The sequence below is a fragment of the Streptomyces sp. NPDC055966 genome (assembly GCF_042269865.1).
Taxonomy (GTDB): domain Bacteria; phylum Actinomycetota; class Actinomycetes; order Streptomycetales; family Streptomycetaceae; genus Streptomyces.
Map to the genome: position 1 here is coordinate 120,626 of NZ_JBHJYK010000007.1, position 24,049 is coordinate 144,674.

Consider the following 24,049-nt stretch of genomic DNA (forward strand, 5'->3'; position numbering starts at 1 on the left):
CCTGACGGTGTCCGACGACATGACCGCGGTGGCGCGCTTCTTGTACGAGGCGGGGACGCTCAAGCAAACCAAGCGCAGCGGCTGGTGGATGGCCGGCGTCAAAGATCCCGAGTCCGTCGCCGACCACTCCTGGCGCACTGCTCTCATCGCCACGATCATCGCCCAGCTCGAAGGCGCCGACCCGGCCCGCGCCGCCTTCCTCGCCGTATGGCACGACTCCCAGGAGACCCGAACCGGCGACGTGAACCATCTGGGCAAGAAGTACAGCCAGGGCGAAGCCGACCCGCGCGACATCACCGCCGACCAGGTCTCCGGAATGCCCGAGGGCCTGGCCGAGGCCATCCGCGCCCTGGTCGGCGAATACGAAGCGAAGGAGTCGCCGGAGGCCATCTGCGCCCGGGACGCCGACAAGCTGGAGTGCATGATCCAGGGCATCGAGTACCGCGACCAGGGCCACGCCAACGCGCAGCGGTGGATCGACAACAGCCGGGGCCGGATCACTACCAAGAGCGGACAGGCACTCGCCGACGCCGTACTAGAGACAGGATCGCTGGACTGGCTCCGGGCCGCACTCGGCGAAACATCGCGCTGATGGCCAGCCCGAACGGCCTCGTGTGCTGGCGCGTAGTCCGTCAGTCTTCACGGCGTCCCATCCCCGGGACGGCACGAGTGCCCCAGACGGGTCCTGCCCGCAGGCCGGCGAGCAGGACGGCGGCCGTATGTCGGGGTCTGTGAACAAGGCATAGTCGGGATCTCGAAGCATTCCCGCACCCATGAGGGCCGGGCTTGTCAAGCGCAGTGGGTCCCTGGCCTCGGGTTGTGGGTGTGGGAGTCGGCCCGAGGGAGTTGGGCGTTCCTGGAGTGAAGTTGTGGTCGGCCACTGGTCTTTGGTGTTGGGGCGGCCGCGGCACGCGAGTCATCGTGCGGCGAGAGAGTCCGTACCCCGGTGCCCAGCTCTCGTTGTTCGACCTGGACGAAGGCATGCGCCACCAGGTCCTTCTCACTGACACCCCCTACAGCGAGGGCTCCTTGCAGCACCTGGAGGTCCGCCATCGCGCACACGCCCGCGTCGAGGACCGCATCCGCTGCGGCAAGACCACCGGCCTCGGCCGCTTCCCCTCCCGCCACTTCCAGGTCAACACCACCTGGCCGGAGCTGGCGTTGACCGGCGCCGACCTGCTCGCCTGGACTCAAACACTGCTACTGGACGGCGAGTTGGCCACAGCCGAGCCGAAGAAACGCCGCTACCGGCTGGAGCCCTGCCGGGGCGCCGGCCGTTGTCGATGTCGTTCTGGCGCAACCATTTCGACAACGTGACCGTGGATGCCGAGGTCAACGGCGGTCTGCTTCTGTTCTTTTCCTGCCCGCACCAGCGCGATGGCACGGGCACGGAACTCAGCGGGGTAGGCGCGAGGCATGTCCGGCAGCCTTTCGTGAAGGCCGTCAGTTGGCCAGCAGAACTGGAACCTGAGAGGTGGGGCAGGTCAAACCTGTCACCCAAACCTGCAGCAGACCCATGCGTGCCCCCGTGGGCAGGTCCGGCTCACCGCCGCTACCCGCCGACGATCAGTACGCCGAGCCAGGCTGCGAGCGCCACCACGAGGAGCACGTAGATGATCTGCGCTGTCGGGGTGGCGAACACACGCACCTCGAGGGCGGGGCTGATGTCGGCGAGAACGTCGGCCGCCGCGCCATCGGCCCAGATGCGTTTTCCCCAGGAAAGGCGGACGGTCCCCCACTCCTGCGACACGGCGTCGACGAGCGCCAAGCCCCGGCCGGTGACGTTCTCAGCGCATGAGGTAACCTTCACCGGCAGCACCCGGCTCTTATCGGTCACGGCAACTCTTACGCCCCGGCCGGCAAGACGGAGAATCGTCAGCCTGAGCCCCCAATGGCGTGTATGCCGGACGGCGTTGGAGGCCAGCTCCGACACGACCAGTTCGGCAGCGTCCGCCAGGTCTGGCAAGTCCCAGTCCACCAGGGCCTCACGGACCAGCCGCCGCGCGATAGGCACTGACGCGCCCACGCGCGGCAAGCAGGTCGACATCACCGGCGCCCCATCCTCGGCCATCATCGCTCGCCAACGCGGGGCACAGTCAGACTTGCGCTGCGGCAACGTGTCCCAGGTGGGTTTATGAGCGGCAGAGCGGCCAACGGCGAGGCGCTCCGCCAGTCCCAGGACCTGGCGGCGATACGTGGGACGAACACGATCGAGCAGGCCCAACACCATGTCGGTGCCCAACTTGCTGCGCACCATGTCCTGCGGACTCAGCTTCTCCAAGTCCAGAAGGTGCACAAGGACCGCGGCGTCATCGCGCCGCAGGACATAACAACGCGCCAGTTCCAGAGTGAAAGTGAACTGCCGCTCCCTGCTTGGCAGGCGAGAGACGTCCACCTCGTCGGCCAGACGAAGTCCTTCAGCGCTCTCCCCCGCCAGCATCTCGATGCTGGCGGGGGAGATGAATGTTCGTAGGTCCGAACACCGTCCACTGGATGTTGGCCTCACTCGCTCGCAGGGCCAACGGAGCCGCCCGCTCCTCCAGCCGCTGGCGGGCATGCCACCACCGCCTGCTCTGAGCGTCAGCCACCACACATACGAGCTCCAGGGCGCCCTGCATGGCCGCCTTCTCATCGCTGTCCGGAACATCCTGCAGTTGCTGGACAGCCGACTCGGCGACCTCCGCCGCCTCACCGGCACCGCCCTCCTGGGAGAGCAGGCAGTGCCCGAAATCCCAGTGTGCCGCGGCCAGCCGGATCGGGTCGTCCGCGTCCTCCGCAGCACGGCGAGCGCGGTCCGCAACCATGAGCGCAAGGTCCAGGCGTCCCGTGCGCCGGCAATACGACCGCAGCAAGCCGTACAAGTCCGCGGAAGTACGTAGCACTTCGCGGCGGGATCCGGATTCCTCACCTGTGTGACATGCGCGAAGGGCGCATTCGACATCAGCGTTCAGCTGCGGGAGCACCTGCTCGACTTCGCTGAATCGCTCCTCGCTGGACTGCCAGATCCTCCAGGCTTCTTCAACGCGGTCCCGGAGTTCCGCCGGAGTCACGGCCGCCCCGGCTGGGCTCCCTTGTACCCCATCAAGGCACGAGCGATGTCGGGCGTGGTGCTCAGGGAGACGCCGGACTCGGCCGGAGGCTCATCCGAGAGCAGCGCAGACACCGGCACCCCCAGCTCTCGCGCGAGCCGGGTCAGCACATCGGGAGACGGCGTCTTCTTCCCGGTTTCGATCAGGGACAGGTATCGCTCGGTGATCCCGCACAGGCCTGCGATGGCGGCCTGCGAGCGGTTACCGTTCTTACGCCTGTAGTGCCTGACCTGCCGCCCGATGGGCAGCTTCGGTGAATCGACCATCGGTCCTCCCATATTCCGTCAGGGTAGGGCTGTCTTCCGCGTCGCGGACACCTTCCGCAACGATTGGGGGACTCAGCGCATCCGCTTGGACGTTCAGTTCGAAAGGGCTCGCCGCATGGCACAGCTCGTCTTGTGGGACATCGACCACACACTCATCGACACGCGCGGCGTCGGACGCAGGCTGTCCGCCGCTGCCTTCGAGGAAGTGACCGGTCAAGCGATGCGCCAACAAGCCAAGATCGACGGGATCACCGAAGCCGTCATCTTCCGGGAGACCGCCAAGCTCCACGGCCTCACCACCGACCGAGCCGACTTCGAGCGGTTCGCGGCGGCACTCACGGCCCAGCACATCCGGCACGCCGGCGAACTGCGCGAGCAAGGTCACGCCCTGCCCGGCGCCGCAGCCGCCCTCGACGCCCTAGCCGCCGCCGGACTCCGACAGACCGTCGTCACCGGAAACGTACGCGCCGTCGCCGAGATCAAGCTCAACGTCTTCGGCTTGGACACCCACATCCACTGGGACGGTGGCGCCTACGGCGGGGACGCCGACCTTCGGCCAGAACTCGTGAAACTGACGCTCACTCGCTCATCCGTTGCGGCCTCGGAGACCATTCTGATCGGTGACACACCCGCCGATGTCGAGGGCGGTCTCGCCATCGGCGTCCGCGTTATCGCCGTCGCCACAGGTTGCAGCTCCGCTGAGGAACTGCGCGCGACGGGTGCCCACGCTGTGATCCCGGACCTGACGGACACAGAGGGCCTGTTGAAGCTGGTCACCGGGAGCAACCCGTAGGTGCGGCCCACCGGTCCCTGTGGAGCCCTGTCATTTGGAAGCCCGTTCGACCACCCCTGATACCGCCCAGGGTGCCAGTCACCCCTCCGCAAACCGGATACGGGCAAGGATCTCTGCGATCTCCCGGGTCTCCTCGTGGTTCGGTCCGTACCCAAGGTTCAGGTCCTCGTGCAGGGGCTGGAGGACTTCGAGCGCTTCGGGGACACGGTTCTCTGCGAGGAGGAGCATGCCGATGTTGCGCCGCAGGTCCAATGCTTCCGGGGAGGCGTCGCCGTCGGCCTGGCGGACTTGGTCGAGTACGGCCTGGAACTGTTTCAGGGCGGCGGCGGACTGGCCGATTTCGGCGCGGCAATAAGCCGCTTGGCGTCGGCATTCGAGGGCGTCCGTGCTGCTTGAGCCCGCGGTGCGCGCGTACGCTGCGGCGAGTGCATCGAACTCGGGGAGCGCTCGGCGGAAGTCGCCGCCGATGATCAGGACAGCGGCGCGGCGCTTGCGGATCCATAGTACGCGCGGGTTCTCGGCACCCGGTCCGGCGGCGGCCGGACTGGTCACATCTTGGAGTACTTCTGCGGCCTGGACGAATCGTCCCTCGTCCAGGAGGGCGTCGCACTGGGCGACGGCGTTTCTTCGCCAGCTATTTCTGGCCCGTTATCCGGTAGTCCGCCTTCTCCCAGCTCGGCCCCGCCCCCCCGTCTCGGCCTTTGCCAAAAATTGATTGTCGACACAATTGTTTCCTGATACACAGGTTTGCGACCGAACGATATAAACACATACGGGGCAAACGGGGTATGAGGTCGGAAACAGGCCGCGTTCTCATAACGACAGAGCGCGCTCAACATCACGAGTTCGCCAACTGCCTGCACACCGTCGCGGGGCTGCTGCACATGGAAATGTACGACAGGGCGAGTGAGTTCATTGCGGAATTGACCCGCGCCCGGACCACGAGAACCAGGCGTGCCGACCAGGTGCGTGAGCCGGTGCTCAGCGCACTGCTGGTGGGCAAGAGTGCGGTCGCCGCCGAACGCGGTGTGACCCTGCGCATCGGAACGAGCACCAACCTCCCGCGCCGCGCGCTGGTTCCGCACGACCTGATGATGGTGCTGGGCAACCTGATCGACAACGCCCTGGACGCCGTGGCGGCCGGCCCCGCCCCGGATCCCAGGGTCGACGTCGATGTGTGGGCGGAGGGCGACACCGCGGTCCTCCGGGTCGCCGACAACGGGCCCGGGGTCCCGCCCGACACTCGTCCCCTCGTCTTTCTGGAGGGCTGGTCCGCCAAGCAGCCGCGCAACGGCCGGGGCGTGGGGCTCACACAGGTCCAGCGCATCGCGGACCAGTACAACGGCACCGTGACGGTGGGTGAACGCGCCGACGGGGGCGCCGTATTCACCGTACTGCTGCCGCGCGCGCTCGCCCCCGCGGCGGTGGGAACCCGGTGATCGACGTGCTCGTCGTCGACGACGACTTCCATGTGGCCGAGGTCAACGCCGCCTATGTGTCCAGGATTCCGGGATTCCGGGTGTCCGCTCGGGCACACACGGCCGGCGAGGCGCTCGCCGTGGTCGAGCGGGGCGGAATCGACCTGATTCTCCTCGACCAGTACCTGCCGGACCAGACGGGGCTGCGCCTGGTGCACCAGCTGCGACAGCGCGAGTACCCCATCGACGTGATCATGGTGTCAGCCGCCCGGGACGCCGCATCGGTGCGGTCCGCCCGGCGCTATGGCGTTCTGCACTATCTCGTCAAGCCGTTCAGCTTCCCCGCGCTGCGCGCCAAGCTGGAGGCCTACGCCGCCCAGTGGGGCAGGCTCGACGGGACGGACGAGCTGGAGCAGGAGGGCCTGGACAGCATTTTCGGAGCCCGTGACACGGCGGCGGCTCCCGCTTCCGGCTCCCGGAGCTTCGCGGGGCCGACCACCGAGCTGATCCGGCGGATCCTGCGCGAGGCGCACGGGCCGCTGTCGGCGCAGGAGGTGGCCGAGCGGGCAGGGGTGAGCCGCTCCACCGCCCAGCGCTACCTCAAGCGCATGGAGGAACGGGGCAGCGTCCGACTGAGCCTGAAGTACGGGGACGCGGGCCGTCCGGAGCATCACTACAAGTTGCGCCCGGCCTTGGCAGAATGCACAGAATGAGATTTCCGCACGGAAGTCGCAGTGCGCCCAGAATCGCACCTGACGCGTCCGCCTGATCTATCGTCTTCCCCGAGCTGCGGTGTACGGACGGGAGGGTGAATGGCCCTCCGGAGAAAACCGACGGCGAATGGCCGAATCCTTTCGCCATTCGCCGGGACCATTCCCCGTACCCGTTCGCCATTTATCACCAGGGCTGATCACCGAGCTATCCGGGGGGACGGACGGGATGAAACTGACCGCGGGGGGCCGCAGGCTGGTTGTCGCCGCACTCGTGCAATCCCTCGGCATCGGCTTGTTCATGGCCAGTTCCATGGCGTTCTACACCCGGCAGGTCGGGCTCACGCCCAACCAGGTCGCCACCGGACTCGCCACGGCCGGCGGGGTCGCCCTGCTGGTCTCCCTCTACGGCGGTGTGCTCGCCGACCGGTACGGGGCGCGACGCGTGCTGGCCGCCGTGTACGTGGGCCGCGGGGTGTGCTGCGGGGCTTACGCCTTCGTCACCTCCTTCTGGCAGTTCATGGCGGTGACCCTGTGCGCGGTGACCTGCGACCGGGCCGGGCCGCCGGTCCTGCAGGCCCTCGTCGCGAACGCCGTACCGGAACAGCAGGAACGCACCCGGCTGCTCGCGGTCGTCAACGTTGTCCGCAACTGCGGGCTCGGCATCGGGGCGATGGCGGCGGGCGGGGCTCTGGTCTCGGACACGCCGACCGCCTACCGCGTCGTCCTGGCGGCGATCGCGTGCGCGTTCCTGTGCGGAGCCGTCCTGGTGCTGCGCGTCCACGAGGATCGCGCGGCGGCACCACGGGCCCGGGCATCCCGCGAGGACGAGGCGCCGCGGCAGCGGGCCCTACCAGACGCCCGCTACCTGGCGCTGACGGGGCTGAACTTCCTGCTGTCGTTCTTCGACGCGCTGCTGCTGGTCGCCATGCCGGTGTGGGTCCTGGAGTACACGGACGCGCCGCGGGTGATGGTGTCGGTCCTGTTCGCCGCGAACACCGTGCTGGTGGTCGTCCTGCAGATCCCGGTGAGCCGGTTCGCCGACGGCCTGCGGCGCACGAGCCGCATGCTGACCTGGACCGGCGCGGTGCTCGCCGTGGGCAGCCTGTGCTTCGCCGCGGCAGGCGCCTCGCCCGGCTGGACCTCAGTGGCCTGGCTGGCCGCGGCGGTGCTCGCCCTCTCGCTGGGCGAGGTCATCGCCAACGCGGCGGTGTGGGACCTGTCCATCGCACTCGCCCCGCCCGAGGCACGGGGCCGCTATCTGTCCGTCTTCAACCTCAGCATCAACGGCCAGCGTGTGCTCGGTCCCATCGTCGTCACGGGCCTGCTGCTCGGCACCGGCACCGCCGGCTGGATCAGCGCCGCCGTGGTCTTCGCGGTGGCCGGTGTGACAGCGGAGCGGGTGGCCCTGACGGCGGGCAGCCGCGTCGGCGCCCTGGCCACAGCCGAGACCTGAGACGCCGGCCCGGACCTCCGGAGCGCCACACCCGCCCGGGAACCGCCTCACCAGACCTTCACCGCCCGCGGACGGCGCCGAGCCGCCGCGCGGGCCGCAGCGCCCGACCTCGAAGCCACCCGGACGGAGCGCGCGTACCGCCTGCCGACGCGGGCGCGCCGCACCCCTCCGCACCCGCAACCGAAGGACACCATGACCGCCACGACGCAGCCGACGGCCCTCGCCGCCGGCTTCCGCCGCCACGTCGCGGTCCACCCGGACCGCATCGCCCTGACCATCGGCCGCCGCCACGTCACCTACGCCGAGGCCGACGCCACGGCCCGCCGCTGGGCAACCCGTCTGCTGCAGGCCTGCAGCGACGGCGACGGGCGCCCCCGACGCGTGGGGGTCTTCGCCCACCGCAGCGAGCCCGCCTACCTCGGCGTCCTCGCGGCGCTGTATGCGGGAGCCGCGTTCGTACCGCTGAACAGGAAGTTTCCTCTCGGCCGGACCCGGACCATGCTGGAGCGCGCCGACCTGGACGCGCTGATCGTCGACCGGGCCTCCGCCGCCCAGCTCCCCGAACTGCTCGCGGGTATGGCCCGGCCGCCCGCGCTCCTGCTGCCCGGCGACGACAGCCCGGCCGACTCCTCCGCCCTCGGTGTCCCCGTCCTCGGGGCGGCCGACCTCGGCAGGGCGCCGGAACTACGCGAGTTGCCCGAGACCGGCCCGGACGACCTGGCGTACCTGCTGTTCACCTCCGGCAGCACGGGCACGCCCAAGGGGGTGCCCGTCACCCATGGCAACGTCCGCGCGTTCCTCGACACGAACCAGGCCCGGTACGGCATCACACCCGACGACCGGTTCTCGCAGACGTTCGACCAGACCTTCGACCTGTCGGTGTTCGACCTGTTCATGGCCTGGGAACACGGCGCCCGCGTGTGCGCCATGGACCCGATCGAGATCCTCGCACCCGCCAAATACCTGGAGCGCAACGGCATCACCGTGTGGTTCTCCGTGCCGTCGGTGGCCGCGGTACTGCGCCGGCGCGGCGGCCTCAAGCCGGACACCATGCCGACCCTGCGCTGGAGCCTGTTCTGCGGCGAGGCCCTGCCCCGGGCCACCGCCGAGGAATGGCAGGCGGCCGCGCCGAACTCGGTCGTGGAGAACCTGTACGGCCCGACGGAGCTGACCATCGCCTGCTCCGCCTACCGCTGGGACTCCGCGACCAGCCCCGCGGACTGCGTCCACGACAACGTGCCCATCGGCCGCCTCTACCCGGGCCTGCACGGACTCGTCGTGGACGAGGGGCTGGCACCCGTGGCCGACGGCGCCACCGGCGAACTGTGCGTGGCCGGTCCGCAGGCCTCCCCTGGGTACTGGCGCGCCCCGGAGCTCACCGCGGAGCGGTTCTTCGAGCACGCGGGCCGCACCTACTACCGCACCGGCGACCTGGTTCGCCGGCAGGGCGCCGACCTGGTCTGCCTCGGCCGCAACGACCAGCAGGTGAAGGTCGGGGGCCACCGCGTCGAACTCGGCGAGATCGAAGCCGTGCTGCGCCGGGCCGGCGCCGCGGAGGCCGTCTGCCTGCTGTGGCCGGACGACTCCGCCGTCACCGCGGTCGTCACCGGCCCCCTCCCGGCGTCGGACCTGGCCGACGCGGCCGCGCGGGCCCTGCCCGCCTACATGGTTCCCAAGGCCGTGCACGTCCGGGACGAACTGCCGGTGAACGCCAACGGCAAGATCGACCGCGGCGCCCTGCGCCAGTGGCTCGGCACCCGTACCGCCACCCTCGCCTGACCTCAGCCACCTCCCACCGAGCACCCGCTGGAGAACACACATGAGCAGCGTCGACCAGCTGATCGCGCGCACTCTCGGGATCGCACCGGACCAGGTCGCCGACGACCTCGAGTACCAGTCGATCCGGGAGTGGGACTCTCTCGGCCACGTCGGGCTGATGGTCGCCCTCGAAGAGGCCTACGGGATACCCGTCGATGACGAACTCATCCTGGAACTGCGGACCGTGGCCGCCATTCGTGCCTTCGCGGAGCGCGGCGGCGGCGCAGCCGGAGCGGACCAGGCGCCTACCGTCACCCCGGCCCCGGCGCCCCCCGTCGGCACCGGGACCGCCACCGTCCACCGCGGCTTGGAGGGCGTCAGCTTCGACCGCACCTCCCTCACCCGGATCGACGGCGCGGAGGGCGTCCTGGAGTACCGCGGGTACAGCATCCACGACCTGGCGGGCAACGCCTCCTTCGAGGAGGTGGCGCATCTCCTCGTGCACGGCGAACTCCCGGACGCCGCCGCCCTGGAGGCATTCGGCAAAGAGCTGCGCACCCGGCGGGACCTGCCCGCACCGGTTGTCGGCCTCGCCCGCTCCCTCGCCGGCGCCCACCCGATGGAGGCGCTGCGAACCCTGGTCTCCGCGCTCGGCTCCTTCGACACGGCACGCGGCGCCGCCGACGAGACCTATGACGAGGCGCTGGAGGCCGGGATCGGCCTGATCGCCCGGGTGCCACTGCTGGTCGCCGCCCACCACGCCTTCCGCAGCGGACGGGAGTTCACCATCCCGGCCGGCGAGACCTCGTACGCGGAGACGTTCCTGACCGCGCTGCTCGGCGAGCGGCCCTCGCCCGCGGCGGTCCGGTTCATCGAGAAGGGGTTCATCGTTCACGCCGACCACGGCTCCAACGCCTCGGCGTTCACCGCGCGGATCGCCATCGGCTGCCGTTCCGGCATGGCGGCCGCGCTCACCGCCGCCGTCGCCGCTTTCGCGGGCTCCGTCCATGGCGGCGCCGCCGAACGCGCGGTGCGGCTCGTGGACGAGGTGGGCGAGCCCGGCAACGCCGAACGGTACGTCGCCGAACTCCAGAGGCAGGGCCGGCCGGTGATGGGCTTCGGCCACCGGGTGTACCGCACCGAGGACCCCCGGGTCCGCCATCTGCGGGACACCGTCGTTGAGTTGAGCGAGGAGCGCGGGGATCACAGCGGCCTGGAGATCCTGGACGCGGTCGCCGCCGCCATGCGGCCGTACGGCAGGCACGGGGTCGCCCCCAACGTCGACCTGTACGCCGGGCTCGCCTACCGGCTGCTGGGCCTGCCCGACGACCTGGCGGTCCCCCTCTTCGTGGTCGGCCGGACCGCCGGTTGGGTCGCCCAGGCGCTGGAGCAGCAGTCCAACAACGTGCTGATCAGGCCGCTGCTGGAGTATGTGGGCCCGCGCGGTCTGCCGTACCCAGGAGCCGCCGGATGAGCGGACATCTGCTGCTCGTCGGGGCCGACGACCGGCGGCACGCCGCGGCGCACCGGCTGGGGCCGCGGCTGACCCTGCTCACCAGGGTGTCCGCCCTGGGCACGCTGGAGGACCTGACGCGGTACGAACGGATCGTCGCCGTGCCCGACACCGCCCCCGTGACCGAGTGGGTCGCGGCCGCCCGTACCGTCGCCGCGCACGATCCTGTCGACGCTCTGGGCGCCTTCGCCGAGGAGGTCCAGGAGCACGCCGCGGTCGTCGCGGCGGAGCTGGGGCTGCCCTGGCACACGGCCGAGGTGGTGCGGCGGACCGCGCACGGTCCGCTGATGCGGGCCCGGCTAAGCGAGGCCGGCGTGGACGGCACGGCGGCGAGCGAGGTGCGCGACACCGCGGACATCACGGCGTTCGCGGCCGTGTACGGCTACCCGCTGGTGCTCAAGCCCGTCGACGCCACAGGCCCCGCTGCCGCCACGGTGCTCCGCTCGGCCGGCGATCTGCCGGACACGCTGGAGCCGGGGCGTCCGATGATGGTCGAGGAGTACCTGGACGGCACAGAGTACGGGGTCGAGGCGTTCTCCGAGGACGGCGTGCACCGGATCGTGTGTCTGACCCAGCCGCTGCTCGACCCGGTCTGCGGGGTGCGGACCGGGCACTGTCTGCCGGCGCCGGCCGACGACCGGCTGCGCGCGCAGGTCGAGGCGTTCCTGCCGCGGGTGCTCGACACGTTGGGTGTCACGGACGGGCCCACGCACACCCGGATCGTGGCGACGGACGCGGGACCGCGCGTGGTGCGCACCCATCTGCGGCCCGGCGACGACCGGATCGTGGAGCTGGCCACGCTCGCGCTGGGCCTGGACCTGGACGACCTGTGGGTGCGCCAGGTGTGCGGGCAGCGCGTCCTGGACGAACTGCGCTCCCGGCCCGGCCGCGCGGCCGCCGTCCGGTTCGTCACCCCGCGCGCCCCCGGCCTGCTGGAGCGCTGCTACGGCGCGGAGGAGGCGGCGGCCCTCGAAGGCGTCGAGGCCGTCCACTGGCTGCGCGAACCGGGCTCCCTGACTCCCGGCGCGCTCACCCCGGAGGCCCCCGGCGCCTGTGTCATCGCCACCGGCGACACCGGTCGCCAGGCGGTGGCCCGCAGCCTGGCGGGGGCCGCGCGGCTGCGGTTCGTGGTGGTGTGCGCCGGATGACCGTGCCGCCGCTGCCGCCGACCGGCCCGCACCAGACGAAGACGAAGCGAACGAAGGGGACGGACTGACCGTGATCGAGAGGGGACGGCTCGCGGGCCGCCACGCCGAGTGGTACGACCTTCCGGCCTTCGCCGCGGCCGCCGGGTTCGCCCTGCACGCCGTGCCGCACAGCGGCCGGGTGCTGCTGGAGTCGCTGCTGCGGGACGGTGAACCGGACCGGGCCGCGACGCTGGGCAAGCGCCTGGCCGCGGGCGAGGCGCCGGAGATGGAGATGATGTTCCGCCCGGCGCGCATCCTGGTGCAGGACTACACCGGCATTCCGCTGCTCGTGGATCTGGCGGCGCTGCGCGACCGGGTGGCGCGGCCCGGCCGGGTCAAGCCGGCGCTGCCCGTCGACGTCGTCGTCGACCACTCCGTGCAGACCGACTTCGCCGGCCGGCCGGACGCGCTCGCCCTGAACGAGGCACTGGAGTGGGAGCGCAACCGGGAGCGGTACACGTTCCTGAAGTGGGCGGAGTCGGCGTTCGACGGACTGCGCGTCATCCCGCCGGGCCGTGGCATCGTCCACCAGGTCAACCTCGAACGGCTGGCCACGGTGGTCACCCGGGACCCCGGCGGGCTGCTGCGCCCCGACACGGTGATCGGCACGGACAGCCACACCACCATGGTGGGCGGCCTGGGCGTGCTCGGCTGGGGCGTCGGCGGACTGGAGGCGGAGACCCTGATGCTGGGCCTGGCCCAGCCGATCCGGCTCCCCCGGATCGTCGGCGTCCGGCTCACCGGCGCACCGCGCCCCGGCGTGTCCCCCACCGACGTCGTCCTCACCCTCACCCGGCAGCTGCGCGAGGAGAACGTCCGCGGCCTCATGCTGGAGTTCACCGGCCCCGGCGTGGCCGCGCTCACCGCCGCCGACCGCTGCACGATCGCCAACATGGCGCCCGAGTACGGAGCCATGAGCGCCTTTTTCCCGGTCGACGCGGAAACCCTGCGCTACCTGCGGCAGACCGGACGCGACGAGGACCAGGTCCGGCTCGTGGCGGAGTACTGCCGCGTCCAGGCCCTGCTCGCCGACCCGGCCGCCGAGCCGCACTTCGGGCGGGTCATCGATGTCGACCTCGGCGCCGTCGAGGCGAGCCTGGCCGGCCCGAGCCGCCCGGACCAGCGGATCTCGCTGCCCGGACTGCCGGACTCCTTCCGGGCCCTGTCCCCGCGTCCGCCGCGTACCGTGCAGGGGCTGAGCGACGGCGACATCGTCATCGCGTCGATCACCTCCTGCACCAGCACCTCCAACCCGAAGGCGATGCTGGCCGCCGGGCTGCTGGCCCGCCGGGCCGTGGAACGTGGACTCACCGTGCCCGCCCACGTCCGCACCAGCCTGTCCCCGGGCTCGCGCGCCGTGACGCGTTACCTGCGCGACGCCGGGCTGCTGCCGTACCTGGAGCGGCTGGGCTTCCATGTCGCCGGCTACGGCTGCATGACCTGCAACGGCGGCAGCGGACCGCTGGCCGAGGGAGTCGGCGCCGTGGTGGAGCGGGAGGGCCTGACCGTCAGCGCGGTGCTCAGCGGCAACCGCAACTTCGAGGCCCGCGTGCACGCCCAGGTTCGGGCCGGCTACCTCGCCTCGCCCGCCCTCGTGGTGGCGCTGGCCCTGATGGGACACGTCCGCGCCGACCTGGAGAGCGAACCGCTCGGCACCGGCCGCGACGGTGCCCCGGTGTACCTGCGCGACCTGTGGCCCGACTCCGCCGAACTCGCGGCCCTGGAGAGCACGTTCGTCACCCCCGAGGTGTTCGCCGCCGAGGCCGCGGACCCCGTGTCGGCGGACCCGGCGGGCGGCTGGTCCGCGCTGCCCGCTCCCGAATCCGACGTCTTCCCGTGGGACGAGACGTCCACGTACATCCGCCCGCCCGCCTACGCGGGCTCCGCCCCCGCCGCCCGCCCCCTGACCGGTGCCCGCGTCCTGGTCGCCCTCGGCGACGACGTCAGCACCGACCACATCTCGCCGGTGGGCGCCATCCCACCCGACTCCTCAGCGGGCCGCCACCTGCGCGAACGCGGGGTGACGGACCTCAACTCCTACGGATCACGACGCGGCAACCACGAGGTGATGGCACGCGGCACCTTCAGCAACCCGCGTCTGGTCAACCGGCTGCTCGGGGACGGGGACGGCGGCGGCGACACCCTGCACCTGCCGAGCGGGGAGCGCCTGTCCGTCTATGAGGCCGCCCAGCAGTACGCCGCAACCGGCACCCCGCTGGTCGTGCTGGCCGGCCGCAGCTACGGCATGGGCTCGTCCCGGGACTGGGCGGCGAAGGGCCCCTGGCTGCTCGGCGTGCGCGCGGTGCTCGCCGAGAGCTTCGAACGGATCCACCGCGCCAATCTGTGTGCCATGGGCATCCTGCCGCTGCTGCTGCCCGAGGGCACGTCCTGGCAATCGCTGGGGCTGACCGGACGGGAGCAGTTCGACCTCGCCGTGGACCTGGCCGGCGAGAACAGGACCGTCGCGGTCACGGCGCGCGGCATCACGTTCGACGCCCGGGCCGACGTGACGTCCGCCGGTGAGTGGGCCGTACTGCGCGCGGGGGGCACCCTGCCCCACCTGATCGACCGCATCGCCCGCGAGGAGGAAGCCCGATGAGCGGCCGTCTGGTGCGCGCGCTGGACCTGGCCGCTGCCGCCGAGCCGCTCACCGAGCGCGCCGGTGACTTCGCCCCGGTCCACCTCGGCACCCGCGACGTGCGCGTCGGCACCCTGCTCGACGCGGTGCACGCCGAACCGGGCCTGCTGCCACCGCGCAGCGGCCACCTGGGCAACTGGGGGGACATCGCGCTCGGCCGGTCCGGCCCGATGGACTTCAACACCGCGGTCTGCGGCGGCGGACACGGCTTCCCTCTGATCTACGGCTTCACCCAGACCGAGGCGGACCCGTCGGGCGGTGACGGTGTGTACCTCCCCGGCTCCCTGGTCGAACGGGGCCGGCGCCGACCGCTGCCGCTGTACACCTGGGACGGGCGGGCCTTCGTACGGCGCGACCGCTCCCGCCCGCTGTTCTGCCCCGTGGTGCAGGCCGAGGTGGACGGTGCGCTCACTCCGCTGGTCGAGGTGCACTGGCAGCGGATGCGCGCGCTCACCGGCTACCGCTTCGAGCTGGAGGCCACGCGGCTGGTCGCGCACGCCCCGCTGGTGACGGACATGCTGTGCGTGCTGCTGGCGGAAGCCGCCCGCCAGGACAACCCGCGCCGGGCGTACGCCGAACTGATCAGTCACGCGGCCAGGCTCGACGGCGAGGTCGGCCGCTGCGAACTGCTCCCCGACGGCACCGGGTACGTGCTCGACGGCCACCGGTTCGCCTCGGCGCGCGCCCTCGCCGAGGCGGCCCTGCTCCCGCTGCGCGCGCTGACCGAACCGCACGCGTTCTTCTCCCGGGCGGCCTCCCTGCCGCCGGTGCTCCCGGTGATGTCCCACCTGCTGACGACCGCGCTGTCGGCTCTGTTCGGCGCCGACTATCCGGACACGGAGCCGGGCGGGGCGACCGGGCGCCCGCCCGGCCTCACCGAGCACGGCTTCCGGGTCCATCTGCACTGGGGCGCCCGGGCGATGGCCGGCTGTCCGCCGCGCCGCGGCGGCTACTTCGGCCGCAAGTCCACCGCCCGTGCCCTGCGCGGCATCATGGGCCCGCTCGTGCGGGACTTCGCCGAGGCACACCCGCTGTGCCTCGTCCTGCTGCCCGCGCCCGTCTTCATGCTCTGCCCGCCCGACACCTCACCGGGGGACGCCGAGCGGCTCAGGGCTCTGTTCAAGTCCGTCCTGTCCACGCCCGCGGAGCAGGCGTACGACACGGCGCTGGACTGGCTGGCCGAGAACCGGGACTCTCTCTCGCCGTACCTGCTCGACCGGTACCGAGACGGCAGCGGCGTACCGCACGACGGTTCGCAGCGGGAGCCGGCGACCCCCGTGGAACCCGACGGTTTCCGCGAACTGACACTCCGCCAGGCATCGGCCCTGGTCGCGGCGTTCGAGGAGGTGCTCGCATGACGGACACCCCGACCGGGTCCGGGACCCGGGTCACCCACGGCCGGATCCGCATCGCGCTGGAGGAGCCGTTCGTCAGCAACCGGGGCGTCACCACACACGTCGAGCAGATCATCCTGCGCCTGGACTGGCAGGGCCTGACCGGCTACGGCACCGCGCTCGCCGCCGACGCCGAGGAACTGGCGGCCTGCGCGCCCCTGCTCGCCGGCGCCGGGCCGTACGACCTGCACCGTGTCCTCGACGCGCTCCGCGACGCCGGGGTCCGGCCGGCCGTGGCCGCGGCCGTCGACCTGGCCCTGCACGACCTGCTCGGCAAGGCCGCGGGCCAGCCCCTGCACCGGCTGCTGGGCCTCGCCGGGCTCCCGCTCGCCCCGTCCGCGCTCTCCCTGGGCGCCGGCGACGAGGCCGAACTGCTGCGCAGCGCGCGGAAGCTGGCCGACTGGCCGATCCTCAAGCTGAAGCTGACGCCGGACGACGACGGCAGCCGCGCGGGCCTGCTGCGCTCGGTCTACGGCGGCCGCATCTGGGTCGACGGCAACGGCTCCTGGAGCCCCGGGCGAGCCGTGGAGGTGGCGCACACGCTGGCCGGGCACGGCGTGGAGCTGTTCGAGCAGCCCGTCGCCCGGGGGGACCTCGAGGGCCTGGCCCACGTGCACCGGCACGCGCCGGTGCACGTCGTCGCCGACGAGGACTGCGCACGGCCCGAGGACGTGCTGCCGCTGCGCGGCCGGGTGTCCGCGGTGAACCTCAAGCTGACCAAGTGCGGCGGCCTGCGCGCGGCCCTGGACATGATCACCGTGGCCCGGCGGGCCGGCCTCGGGGTGATGCTCGGCTGCAAGACCGAGAGCTCCCTCGGGGTGACCGCCATGGCCCAACTGGCTCCGCTGGCCGACTGGCTGGATCTCGACGGCCATCTCGGCCTCGAGGACGACCCGTTCTGCGGCGCCGTGATCGACCGGGGCAGGATCGTGCTGACGGGCGACCCCGGACTGGGCGCCCGCCCGTGCACCGACAGCCAGAACCTCTGGGAGACATGACATGCAATTCCGCTGCGCCGTACTCGACGACTTCCAGGACGTGGCGACCACGTTCGGCGACTGGCCGGCACTGGGCGACCACGTCGAGGTCGTCACCTTCACCGAGCACTTCGCCGGCGAGGACGACCTCGTCGCCGCTCTCGCCGACTTCGACTGCGTGGTCACCCTGCGCGAGCGGGTTCCGTTCCCGGCCTCCCTGCTGGACCGGCTGCCGCGGCTGAAGCTGCTGATCGCCTCCGGCATGCGCAACTCGTCGATCGACTACGCGACCGCGCAGGCGAACGGCGTCACCGTGTGCGGCACCCAGAGCTCCTCGACCCCGCCGGTGGAGCTCACCTGGGCGCTGCTCCTCGGCCTCGCCCGCGGCGTCGTCCAGGAGAACAACGCGCTGCGCGGACGAGGCCCCTGGCAGTCCACCGTCGGTGCCGACCTGCACGGCCGCACCCTCGGGCTGCTGGGCCTGGGCAAGATCGGCGCCCTGGTGGCCCGGGTCGGGCTCGCCTTCGGCATGGAGGTCACCGCCTGGAGCCAGAACCTCACCAAGGAGCGCGCCGACGAGGTCGGCGTGTCACTGGCCCCCTCCAAGGAGGAGCTGCTCGCGAGCAGCGACTTCGTCTCCGTCCACCTCAAGCTGAGCGACCGCACCCGGGGTCTGCTCGGAGCCGGTGAACTCGCCCTGCTCAAGCCGACCGCGTATCTGATCAACACGTCGCGGGCCGCCATCGTCGACCAGGACGCGCTGCTCACCGCGCTGCACGAGGGCCGCATCGCCGGCGCCGGCCTCGATGTCTTCGACGTCGAACCCCTGCCCGCCGACCACCCGATGCGCACCGCGCCGCGTCTGCTCGCCACCCCGCACCTGGGTTATGTGTCCCGCGCCAACTACGAGCGTTACTACGGCCAGGCCGTGGAGGACATCCAGGCCTACCTCGACGGCGACCCGGTCCGGGTCCTCGGCTGACGTGCCGTCGTGAGCTCCGGCGGGCCCCGCGCCCGCCGGGCTCCGCTCCACCCCGCCCACCGTTCCCCGCTGAATCGGAGACCACCACCGTGAGCCCGTCCCGCCGCATGATGAAACTCGGCGCCTTCCTGCCCGCGCCGGGCCACCACGTCGCCGCCTGGCGGCACCCGAACGCCCGCCCCGACGGCGGCCTGGACTTCGACTACTACCGCTCGCTGGTGCAGACCGCCGAACGCGGCAAGTTCGACATGGTCTTCCTCTCCGACGGCGCCGGTGTGCGCACCACCTACCGGGACGCCGAGGAGCTGAGCCGGCAGGGCCGCATGGTCCACTTCGAGCCACTGACCCTGCTGTCCGCGCTGGCCGTGCACACAACGCACATCGGCCTCACGGCCACCGCCTCCACGACGTACAACGAACCCTTCAACATCGCCCGCAAGTTCGCCTCCCTGGACTTCCTGAGCTCCGGACGCGCCGGGTGGAACGTGGTCACCTCCGTGACGGACGCCGAGGCGCGGAACTTCAACCTGGACCAGCAGCCCGACCACGCCACGCGCTATGACCGGGCCCGCGAGTTCATGGATGTCGTCACCGGGCTGTGGGACAGCTGGGAGGACGACGCCTTCGAGTACGACAAGGCGTCGGGCCGCTTCTTCGATCCGGACAAGCTGCACATCCTGCACCACAAGGGCGAGCACTTCTCTGTGCGCGGCCCGCTCAACGTGGCCCGCCCGCCGCAGGGCTATCCGGTCATCGTGCAGGCCGGTTCCTCCCCCGACGGCCAGGACTTCGCCGCCCGCTGGGCCGAGGTGGTGTTCACCGCGCAGCAGACCCTGGACCAGGCGCAGACGTTCTACCGCGGCATCAAGAAGCAGGCGGCGGACCACGGCCGCGACCCGGAGGACGTCAAGGTCCTGCCCGGCACGTTCATCGTGGTCGGCCGCTCGCACGGCGAGGCCGAGGACAAGTACGCCGCGCTGCAGGACCTCGTCGACCCCGTGGTCGGGCTCGGTCTGCTCACCGGCCAGCTCGGCGATGTCGACATCTCCGGGTATCCGCTGGACGGCCCGCTGCCCGAACTCCCGCCCACGGAGGGCTCCACCAGCAAGCAGCAGCTGATCTACGAGCAGGCTCGGCGCGAGGGTCTGACGATCCGCCAGCTCTACCTGTCGGTTGCGGGCGGGCGCGGCCACCGGTTCCTGCTCGGCACCCCGGAGTCCATCGCCGACGAGCTGGAGGACTGGTTCGTCAAGGAAGCCGCCGACGGCTTCAACATCATGCCCGACTACCTGCCCGACGGCCTCGACGCCATCGTCGACCTGCTCGTCCCGGAGCTGCAGCGTCGCGGACTGTTCCGCAGCGAGTACGAGGGCAGCACGCTGCGCGCAAACCTCGGCCTGCCCCGGCCCGCCTTCGGCGCGGCCCGCCGCCCGTCGGAGCGCCGCTCGTGACCGTCGAGGGCCGCACCCTGCGCTCCGTACTGCGCGCGCACGCCTCGGGCGTTGCGGTGCTGACCGCCCCCGGCGCCGACGGGCCCGCCGGAGTGACCATCACCTCCTTCACGTCCGTCAGCGCCAATCCGGCCCTGGTCTCCTTCTGTCTGGCCGACACCTCCTCCACCTGGGCCCGGATCCGGGACAGCCGCTGGTTCGGGATCCAGGTGATCGGCGCGGACCAGGCCGACGTGGCGGAACGGTTCGCCGCGCCCGGCACCGACCGGTTCGCCGCACCCACCCGCTGGCACACCGGACCGCACGGCGTGCCGCTGCTCGACGACTGCTTGGCCTGGCTGGTGTGCAGCCGCCGCGAGCAGTTCCGGATCGGCGACCACCACCTCGTGGTCGGCGCCGTGGAGCACGCACGCTCCGGCGCGCCCGGCGACGCCCTGGTGCACCTGCGCGGACAGGTCCGTCCCGTGACCGCCGCCCCCACCTCACTGGTTCTCTGACGTCCCACGACCTCACGGATGGCACCACCCATGCCCAAGGTACTTCTGTACTCCCGACAGCCGCTGACCAAGCGTCCTCTCCAGCAGTGGCTGGACGACACCGCCGACAGCGTCGTGCTGCTTACCACGCACAAGGCGGCGGCCGGCGCGGAGGACGTGCTCGACGCGCACTTCCCCGCCCACCGACTGGTGGACGACTACTACGCGTGGTCCACCGAACTGGCCGCCGAGGAGGCGGCCCGCGCCCACGGCGCCGAGCTGGTGGCCAGCACCAGCGAGGACGACGTCCTGCGGGCGGCTCGGCTGCGCGAGCGCCTGGGGCTGCCGGGCCAGGGGACTGCGAGCGCGACGGCCTACCGCGACAAGGCGGTCATGAAGACCTTGCTGCGGGACGCCGGCCTGGCCGTGCCGTCCTTCGCCCTGGTCGACAGCCCGCTGGACCTGCTCGACTTCCTCGACACCGAGGACGGCCCGGTGGTCGTCAAGCCGCGCTCCGGCGCTGGCGCCGAGGGCGTGAGCGTGCTGCGCTCCCCCGCGGACCTGGAGGCCTTCCTGGCTCGCCAGAAGTCCTCGGAGGTGCCATTCCTGGCCGGTCAGTGGATGGCGGAGGGCTTCGTCCACGGGGACTTCTTCCACGTGGACGGCATCATGCGGGACGGCCGCATCGTGCACTGCTGGCCTTCGCAGTACAACAGCGGCGTCGCTGAGCACCTGCAGGGCCAGACCCAGCTCAGCAGCGTCCTGCTGGCCGCGGACGACGAGCGTACGGCCGGCTTGCGCACCCTCGCGCAGGACGTCGTCGCGGCCCTTCCCCCCGCCCCCCTGCCGCTCGCGTTCCACCTCGAGGCCTGGCTCGGCGCCGACGGCAGGCTTATCGTGTGCGAAATCGCCAGCCGCGCGGGAGGCGGTCTGATCGCCGACGCCTACGAGCGAGCCTTCGGTGTCCACCTGGCCAAGGAGGGGCTGCGGGCCCAGTGCGGCAGCGCCCTCACCCTCGCCGGCCAGCCTGCCGCCCCCGAGCCGCCCACCGGCTGGATCCTCTTCCCGCCCGGCCACGGCCGCTTCGCACCGCCCGTCGAGCCGTGCCCGGTGCCCGGCGTGGACCTCATCGTCCACCTGGAGCCCGGCACCGAGTGCACGGGTCTGGAGTACGCCGCCCAGTCCGCGGCCGGGGCTCTGGTGACCGGGGACTCGCCCCAGGAGATCCGCAAGCGCCTCACGCTGCTGACCGAGTGGTGGAACCTGCACACCTCTTGGCTCTGACCTGCAGCTCTAACAAATGACGACCCTCAACTGCGTAAATCCCCAGGTCAGAGGCATGAAGGCAGACGAGTCGGGCTGTACGCCGGGGGCAGAGCGAGAAGGCCACCGTCACTGCCAACGTCCCGCTCCGCGTCCGCGGCGATTCCACTTCGCATGTTCGTCGGCTCCCTCCCAGGGCTCCTACCTGCGATCCGTTAACAGCCCGGAGACATAACCGACGACACCCAGATCCCGTGCACATCCCGTGCACAACCGCGCGGGAACTCCTGGGAAACCGCAGGCACCGGCTGGAAATCCGGTCTGACATATTGGGGCCCTGACCAGGTAGTTTCCCCTGGTCAGGGCCCCAATGACAGACGAGTCGGACTGTACGCCGGGTTCTGTGTCACTCAGGGAGCGATCACGCTCTGACCTGCATGTTTACGGACATCCGGCGGCTGTCCCAGCCCCCTGGGACTTCTCAGGGACTTTCAGTCGAGGTCCGTGAACCACGCCTCGATCGCGGACAGTCCCCGCGCGCCGGCCTGCGACATGAAGTGCGTGTACGTCCGGAGCGTGAACGCCGGGTCGGAGTGCCCCAGCCAATTCGCGAGCGAGACGATCGACTCACCGGTTTCGAGCATCACCGAGGCCTACGTATGGCGCAAGACGTGGAAGCCGTGCTCGCGACTCGGCTCCCATACACGCGAAGGCTTCTCCCCCGGCTGCTGCTCGGGCAGCGGCGGGATCACTCCCACGCCAGCAAGCGCGGGCTTCCACGCCTTGGTGTTCCAGGTGGTGCGATTGATCGCGCCGCGCCACCCGGTGTACACGAGCAGCGGGACGGTCACCTTACGCCGGTCCTCTCGTACGAGGTCGGGCTCCTCGGGGTCCAGCCACGGCAGGATGACGTTGATCGGTTCGAAGCGCTTCTGGTGGGTGAGGAGCCGCTTGGCGAGAACCTTCGGCAGAGGCAGGTCCCGCTCTTTGCCACCTTTGGGTGGGCCGGAGTACAGCCGCGACTTGTACATGAGGATCTACCGCTCTACGTGCACGAAGTCGCCCTGAACATCACCAGGGCTGAAGCCGAACACCTCACCCTGCCGGAGTCCCCATCCGACACCGAGGTCGAGCGCAATCCGGTAACGGTCGGCCAGTGCTCTCCTGTACGGCGTCGAGACGATCCTGCTCCCAGGGCGCGAGCCTTCCGCTCCGGCTTCTTCGGCGGCTTGATCGAGCTGTTGCCCTTGCACGGGTTGCGGTGTGGTTGCGTCCATGGAGATGGTGTACGGGTTCGACCTGATCCGGGGATTTGCTCCGGCGTCGGGGTGAGGACCGCATAGACGAACGGCCACCGGCTGATCTTCGAGGTGTCGAAGCTCGAAGGAGATCAGCACGATGACCGCACCTGACAGTGTGCCCCTGCACGCCCTCGCCGAGGACAACCTCGCCGCGGCGAGTCCGGATCTGCTGCGCGCGATGGTCAAGACGTTCGCCGACGCGTTGATGTCCGCCGAGGCCGACGCCCTATGCGGCGCCGAATATGGGCAGGTCAGCGACGAACGCGTCAACCACCGCAACAGCTACCGCCCGCGCGAGTGGGACACCCGGGCCGGCACCGTCGAACTGGCCATCCCCAAGCTGCGGCAGGGCAGTTACTTCCCGCACTGGCTCCTGGAACGCCGTCGCCGGGCCGAGCAGGCTCTCGTCTCGGTGGTCGCGACCGCCTACCTGCTGGGAGTGTCCACCCGCCGGGTCGAGAAGCTCGCCGAGTCCCTCGGCGTGACCCAGCTGTCGAAGTCCCAGGTCAGCCCGATGGCCCGGCATCTGGACGAGCAGGTCGCCGCATTCCGTAACCGGCCCCTGGATGCCGGTCCCTATGCGTTCGTCTGGGTGGACGCGCTGACTCAGAAGGTCCGCGAGGGCGGCCGCATCATCAACGTCCACGCGCTGATCGCGGCCGGGGTCAACGCCGACGGGCACCGCGAGATCCTCGGCATCGACGTCGCCACCTGCGAGGACGGTGCCGGCTGGCTCGCCTTCCTGCGCTCGCTCATCGCCCACGGCCTGACCTGTGTCCAGCTGGTCGTCTCCGACGCCCATGCCGGCCTCGTCGACGCCATCGGAGCAGTGCTGCCCGGTTCTTCCCGGCAGCGATGCCGCACTCACTTGAAGCCGTAAAGAATCAACTTGTCGGTGTGACGGCTTCTTCGCCGACAGCGGCAAGGAGATCAGGGGCGGTGCGGTAGCGGGTGGCAGCCGGAGGCGGGAGGAGCCCGCCTTCCGTGAGCAGGGGCCGGATCTCTCGGACGAAGTTCCCGATCGAGGACCTGCTCACGTCCCCCAGCGCGTCGGCAAGGACATCCAGGGTGCACAGTTTCCGCAGGTAGAGGATGGCGACCACGACACGCTCTCTGTCGCCGAGCTTCTGGGGGAAGACGCCGCCGCGGTTGCCCGGCTGGCGATCGGCGCCCCGGCGCTGGTAGGAGGCACGTTCGACCTGGGCAGCCTGGCGTGGTGCGAGGCGGCGAGTGAGCTCGTCGAGCTCCGCACGGGACATGCCGGTAAGCCGTGGATGGGACAGGATTTCCATGATCCAGGTGCGTGGCGGGGTCTGGTCGGTGTCGAGGTAGGCCATCAGAGCGTCCGCCGTCGTGAACCGGCTGGAGGCGTAACCG

The 24,049-nt window shown here is 71.0% G+C and carries 23 protein-coding genes and 4 pseudogenes; 18 read left to right on the forward strand and 9 right to left on the reverse strand.

Features of this window, described 5'->3' with window-relative positions; translation table 11 throughout:
- Positions 1-19 precede the first annotated feature (19 nt).
- On the forward strand, positions 20-592 hold the full coding sequence (locus ACFC8N_RS16890; protein WP_376288774.1) for an HD family hydrolase: 573 nt from the start codon (positions 20-22) through the stop codon (positions 590-592).
- Positions 593-879: 287 nt separating this feature from the next.
- Positions 880-1,254 (forward strand): annotated as a pseudogene (locus ACFC8N_RS16895) (IS1380 family transposase); the annotation flags it as partial.
- On the opposite strand, the pseudogene ACFC8N_RS16900 reads toward ACFC8N_RS16895, so the two are convergent.
- The 4 genes and pseudogenes from ACFC8N_RS16900 to ACFC8N_RS16915 all read right to left on the reverse strand — a co-directional run.
- Positions 1,163-1,418 (reverse strand): annotated as a pseudogene (locus ACFC8N_RS16900) (transposase); the annotation flags it as partial. The pseudogenes ACFC8N_RS16895 and ACFC8N_RS16900 sit on opposite strands and share 92 nt — an antisense overlap.
- Positions 1,419-1,552: 134 nt before the next feature.
- Positions 1,553-2,440: an ATP-binding protein gene (locus ACFC8N_RS16905; RefSeq protein WP_376288592.1), complete on the reverse strand. Its 888-nt coding sequence runs from the start codon at positions 2,438-2,440 to the stop codon at positions 1,553-1,555.
- Positions 2,418-2,804: a hypothetical protein gene (locus ACFC8N_RS16910; RefSeq protein ID WP_376288593.1), complete on the reverse strand. Its 387-nt coding sequence runs from the start codon at positions 2,802-2,804 to the stop codon at positions 2,418-2,420. The genes ACFC8N_RS16905 and ACFC8N_RS16910 overlap by 23 nt, the downstream gene beginning before the upstream one ends.
- 242 nt (positions 2,805-3,046) lie before the next feature.
- Complete coding sequence (locus tag ACFC8N_RS16915) at positions 3,047-3,355, reverse strand: helix-turn-helix domain-containing protein (protein ID WP_376288594.1); 309 nt, start codon at positions 3,353-3,355, stop codon at positions 3,047-3,049.
- 115 nt (positions 3,356-3,470) lie between these two features.
- Between ACFC8N_RS16915 and ACFC8N_RS16920 the strand changes: the two genes are divergently transcribed.
- On the forward strand, positions 3,471-4,148 hold the full coding sequence (locus ACFC8N_RS16920; protein WP_376288775.1) for an HAD family hydrolase: 678 nt from the start codon (positions 3,471-3,473) through the stop codon (positions 4,146-4,148).
- 78 nt (positions 4,149-4,226) lie between these two features.
- Here ACFC8N_RS16920 and ACFC8N_RS16925 read toward each other — a convergent pair whose 3' ends face one another.
- Entirely contained in the window at positions 4,227-4,700 is a 474-nt protein-coding gene (locus ACFC8N_RS16925; RefSeq protein ID WP_376288595.1) for a hypothetical protein, read from the reverse strand.
- 236 nt (positions 4,701-4,936) lie between these two features.
- On the opposite strand from ACFC8N_RS16925, the pseudogene ACFC8N_RS16930 reads away from it, so the two are divergent.
- From ACFC8N_RS16930 to ACFC8N_RS16995, 14 genes and pseudogenes are all read left to right on the forward strand, one after another.
- A pseudogene (locus ACFC8N_RS16930) lies at positions 4,937-5,071 on the forward strand (Spo0B domain-containing protein); the annotation flags it as partial.
- A gap of 54 nt (positions 5,072-5,125) precedes the next feature.
- Entirely contained in the window at positions 5,126-5,587 is a 462-nt protein-coding gene (locus tag ACFC8N_RS16935) for a sensor histidine kinase (protein WP_376288776.1), read from the forward strand.
- Positions 5,584-6,279, forward strand: coding sequence for a response regulator (locus ACFC8N_RS16940; protein ID WP_362820328.1), 696 nt, complete (start codon positions 5,584-5,586; stop codon positions 6,277-6,279). Before ACFC8N_RS16935 ends, ACFC8N_RS16940 begins: the two co-directional genes overlap by 4 nt.
- A gap of 226 nt (positions 6,280-6,505) precedes the next feature.
- On the forward strand, positions 6,506-7,732 hold the full coding sequence (locus ACFC8N_RS16945) for an MFS transporter (RefSeq protein ID WP_376288596.1): 1,227 nt from the start codon (positions 6,506-6,508) through the stop codon (positions 7,730-7,732).
- A 192-nt stretch (positions 7,733-7,924) separates the two neighbouring features.
- Positions 7,925-9,511: an amino acid adenylation domain-containing protein gene (locus ACFC8N_RS16950; RefSeq protein WP_376288597.1), complete on the forward strand. Its 1,587-nt coding sequence runs from the start codon at positions 7,925-7,927 to the stop codon at positions 9,509-9,511.
- Between the two features lie 40 nt (positions 9,512-9,551).
- Entirely contained in the window at positions 9,552-10,964 is a 1,413-nt protein-coding gene (locus ACFC8N_RS16955; protein ID WP_376288598.1) for a citrate/2-methylcitrate synthase, read from the forward strand.
- The gene (locus ACFC8N_RS16960; protein ID WP_376288599.1) at positions 10,961-12,151 is read left to right on the forward strand and encodes an ATP-grasp domain-containing protein; all 1,191 of its coding nucleotides are present in this window, start codon (positions 10,961-10,963) and stop codon (positions 12,149-12,151) included. Before ACFC8N_RS16955 ends, ACFC8N_RS16960 begins: the two co-directional genes overlap by 4 nt.
- Before the next feature lie 70 nt (positions 12,152-12,221).
- On the forward strand, positions 12,222-14,789 hold the full coding sequence (acnA, locus tag ACFC8N_RS16965; protein ID WP_376288600.1) for an aconitate hydratase AcnA: 2,568 nt from the start codon (positions 12,222-12,224) through the stop codon (positions 14,787-14,789).
- Positions 14,786-16,186, forward strand: a complete 1,401-nt coding sequence (locus ACFC8N_RS16970) for a DUF6025 family protein (protein WP_376288601.1) — start codon at positions 14,786-14,788, stop codon at positions 16,184-16,186. The genes acnA and ACFC8N_RS16970 overlap by 4 nt, the downstream gene beginning before the upstream one ends.
- Positions 16,183-17,220, forward strand: a complete 1,038-nt coding sequence (locus ACFC8N_RS16975; RefSeq protein WP_376288602.1) for a mandelate racemase/muconate lactonizing enzyme family protein — start codon at positions 16,183-16,185, stop codon at positions 17,218-17,220. The genes ACFC8N_RS16970 and ACFC8N_RS16975 overlap by 4 nt, the downstream gene beginning before the upstream one ends.
- A gap of 1 nt (position 17,221) precedes the next feature.
- Complete coding sequence (locus tag ACFC8N_RS16980) at positions 17,222-18,181, forward strand: D-2-hydroxyacid dehydrogenase family protein (protein WP_376288603.1); 960 nt, start codon at positions 17,222-17,224, stop codon at positions 18,179-18,181.
- Positions 18,182-18,270: 89 nt separating this feature from the next.
- The gene (locus ACFC8N_RS16985) at positions 18,271-19,632 is read left to right on the forward strand and encodes an LLM class flavin-dependent oxidoreductase (RefSeq protein ID WP_362820338.1); all 1,362 of its coding nucleotides are present in this window, start codon (positions 18,271-18,273) and stop codon (positions 19,630-19,632) included.
- A complete protein-coding gene (locus tag ACFC8N_RS16990) occupies positions 19,629-20,129 on the forward strand; it encodes a flavin reductase family protein (RefSeq protein ID WP_362820339.1) in 501 nt (166 codons plus the stop codon). Before ACFC8N_RS16985 ends, ACFC8N_RS16990 begins: the two co-directional genes overlap by 4 nt.
- 30 nt (positions 20,130-20,159) lie before the next feature.
- The gene (locus ACFC8N_RS16995; protein ID WP_376288604.1) at positions 20,160-21,392 is read left to right on the forward strand and encodes an acetyl-CoA carboxylase biotin carboxylase subunit family protein; all 1,233 of its coding nucleotides are present in this window, start codon (positions 20,160-20,162) and stop codon (positions 21,390-21,392) included.
- 470 nt (positions 21,393-21,862) lie between these two features.
- Here ACFC8N_RS16995 and ACFC8N_RS17000 read toward each other — a convergent pair whose 3' ends face one another.
- Genes ACFC8N_RS17000 through ACFC8N_RS17010 form a run of 3 tightly spaced genes read right to left on the reverse strand, consistent with a single transcriptional unit; the run spans position 21,863 to position 22,768 of the window.
- Positions 21,863-22,015, reverse strand: coding sequence for a hypothetical protein (locus ACFC8N_RS17000; protein WP_376288605.1), 153 nt, complete (start codon positions 22,013-22,015; stop codon positions 21,863-21,865).
- Positions 22,016-22,024: 9 nt separating this feature from the next.
- On the reverse strand, positions 22,025-22,402 hold the full coding sequence (locus tag ACFC8N_RS17005; protein WP_376288606.1) for a hypothetical protein: 378 nt from the start codon (positions 22,400-22,402) through the stop codon (positions 22,025-22,027).
- 6 nt (positions 22,403-22,408) lie between these two features.
- Positions 22,409-22,768: a hypothetical protein gene (locus tag ACFC8N_RS17010; RefSeq protein ID WP_376288607.1), complete on the reverse strand. Its 360-nt coding sequence runs from the start codon at positions 22,766-22,768 to the stop codon at positions 22,409-22,411.
- Between the two features lies 1 nt (position 22,769).
- On the opposite strand from ACFC8N_RS17010, the pseudogene ACFC8N_RS17015 reads away from it, so the two are divergent.
- A pseudogene (locus tag ACFC8N_RS17015) lies at positions 22,770-23,540 on the forward strand (IS256 family transposase); the annotation flags it as partial.
- A gap of 16 nt (positions 23,541-23,556) precedes the next feature.
- On the opposite strand, the gene ACFC8N_RS17020 reads toward ACFC8N_RS17015, so the two are convergent.
- A complete protein-coding gene (locus tag ACFC8N_RS17020; protein ID WP_376288608.1) occupies positions 23,557-24,009 on the reverse strand; it encodes a hypothetical protein in 453 nt (150 codons plus the stop codon).
- Positions 24,010-24,049 lie beyond the last annotated feature (40 nt).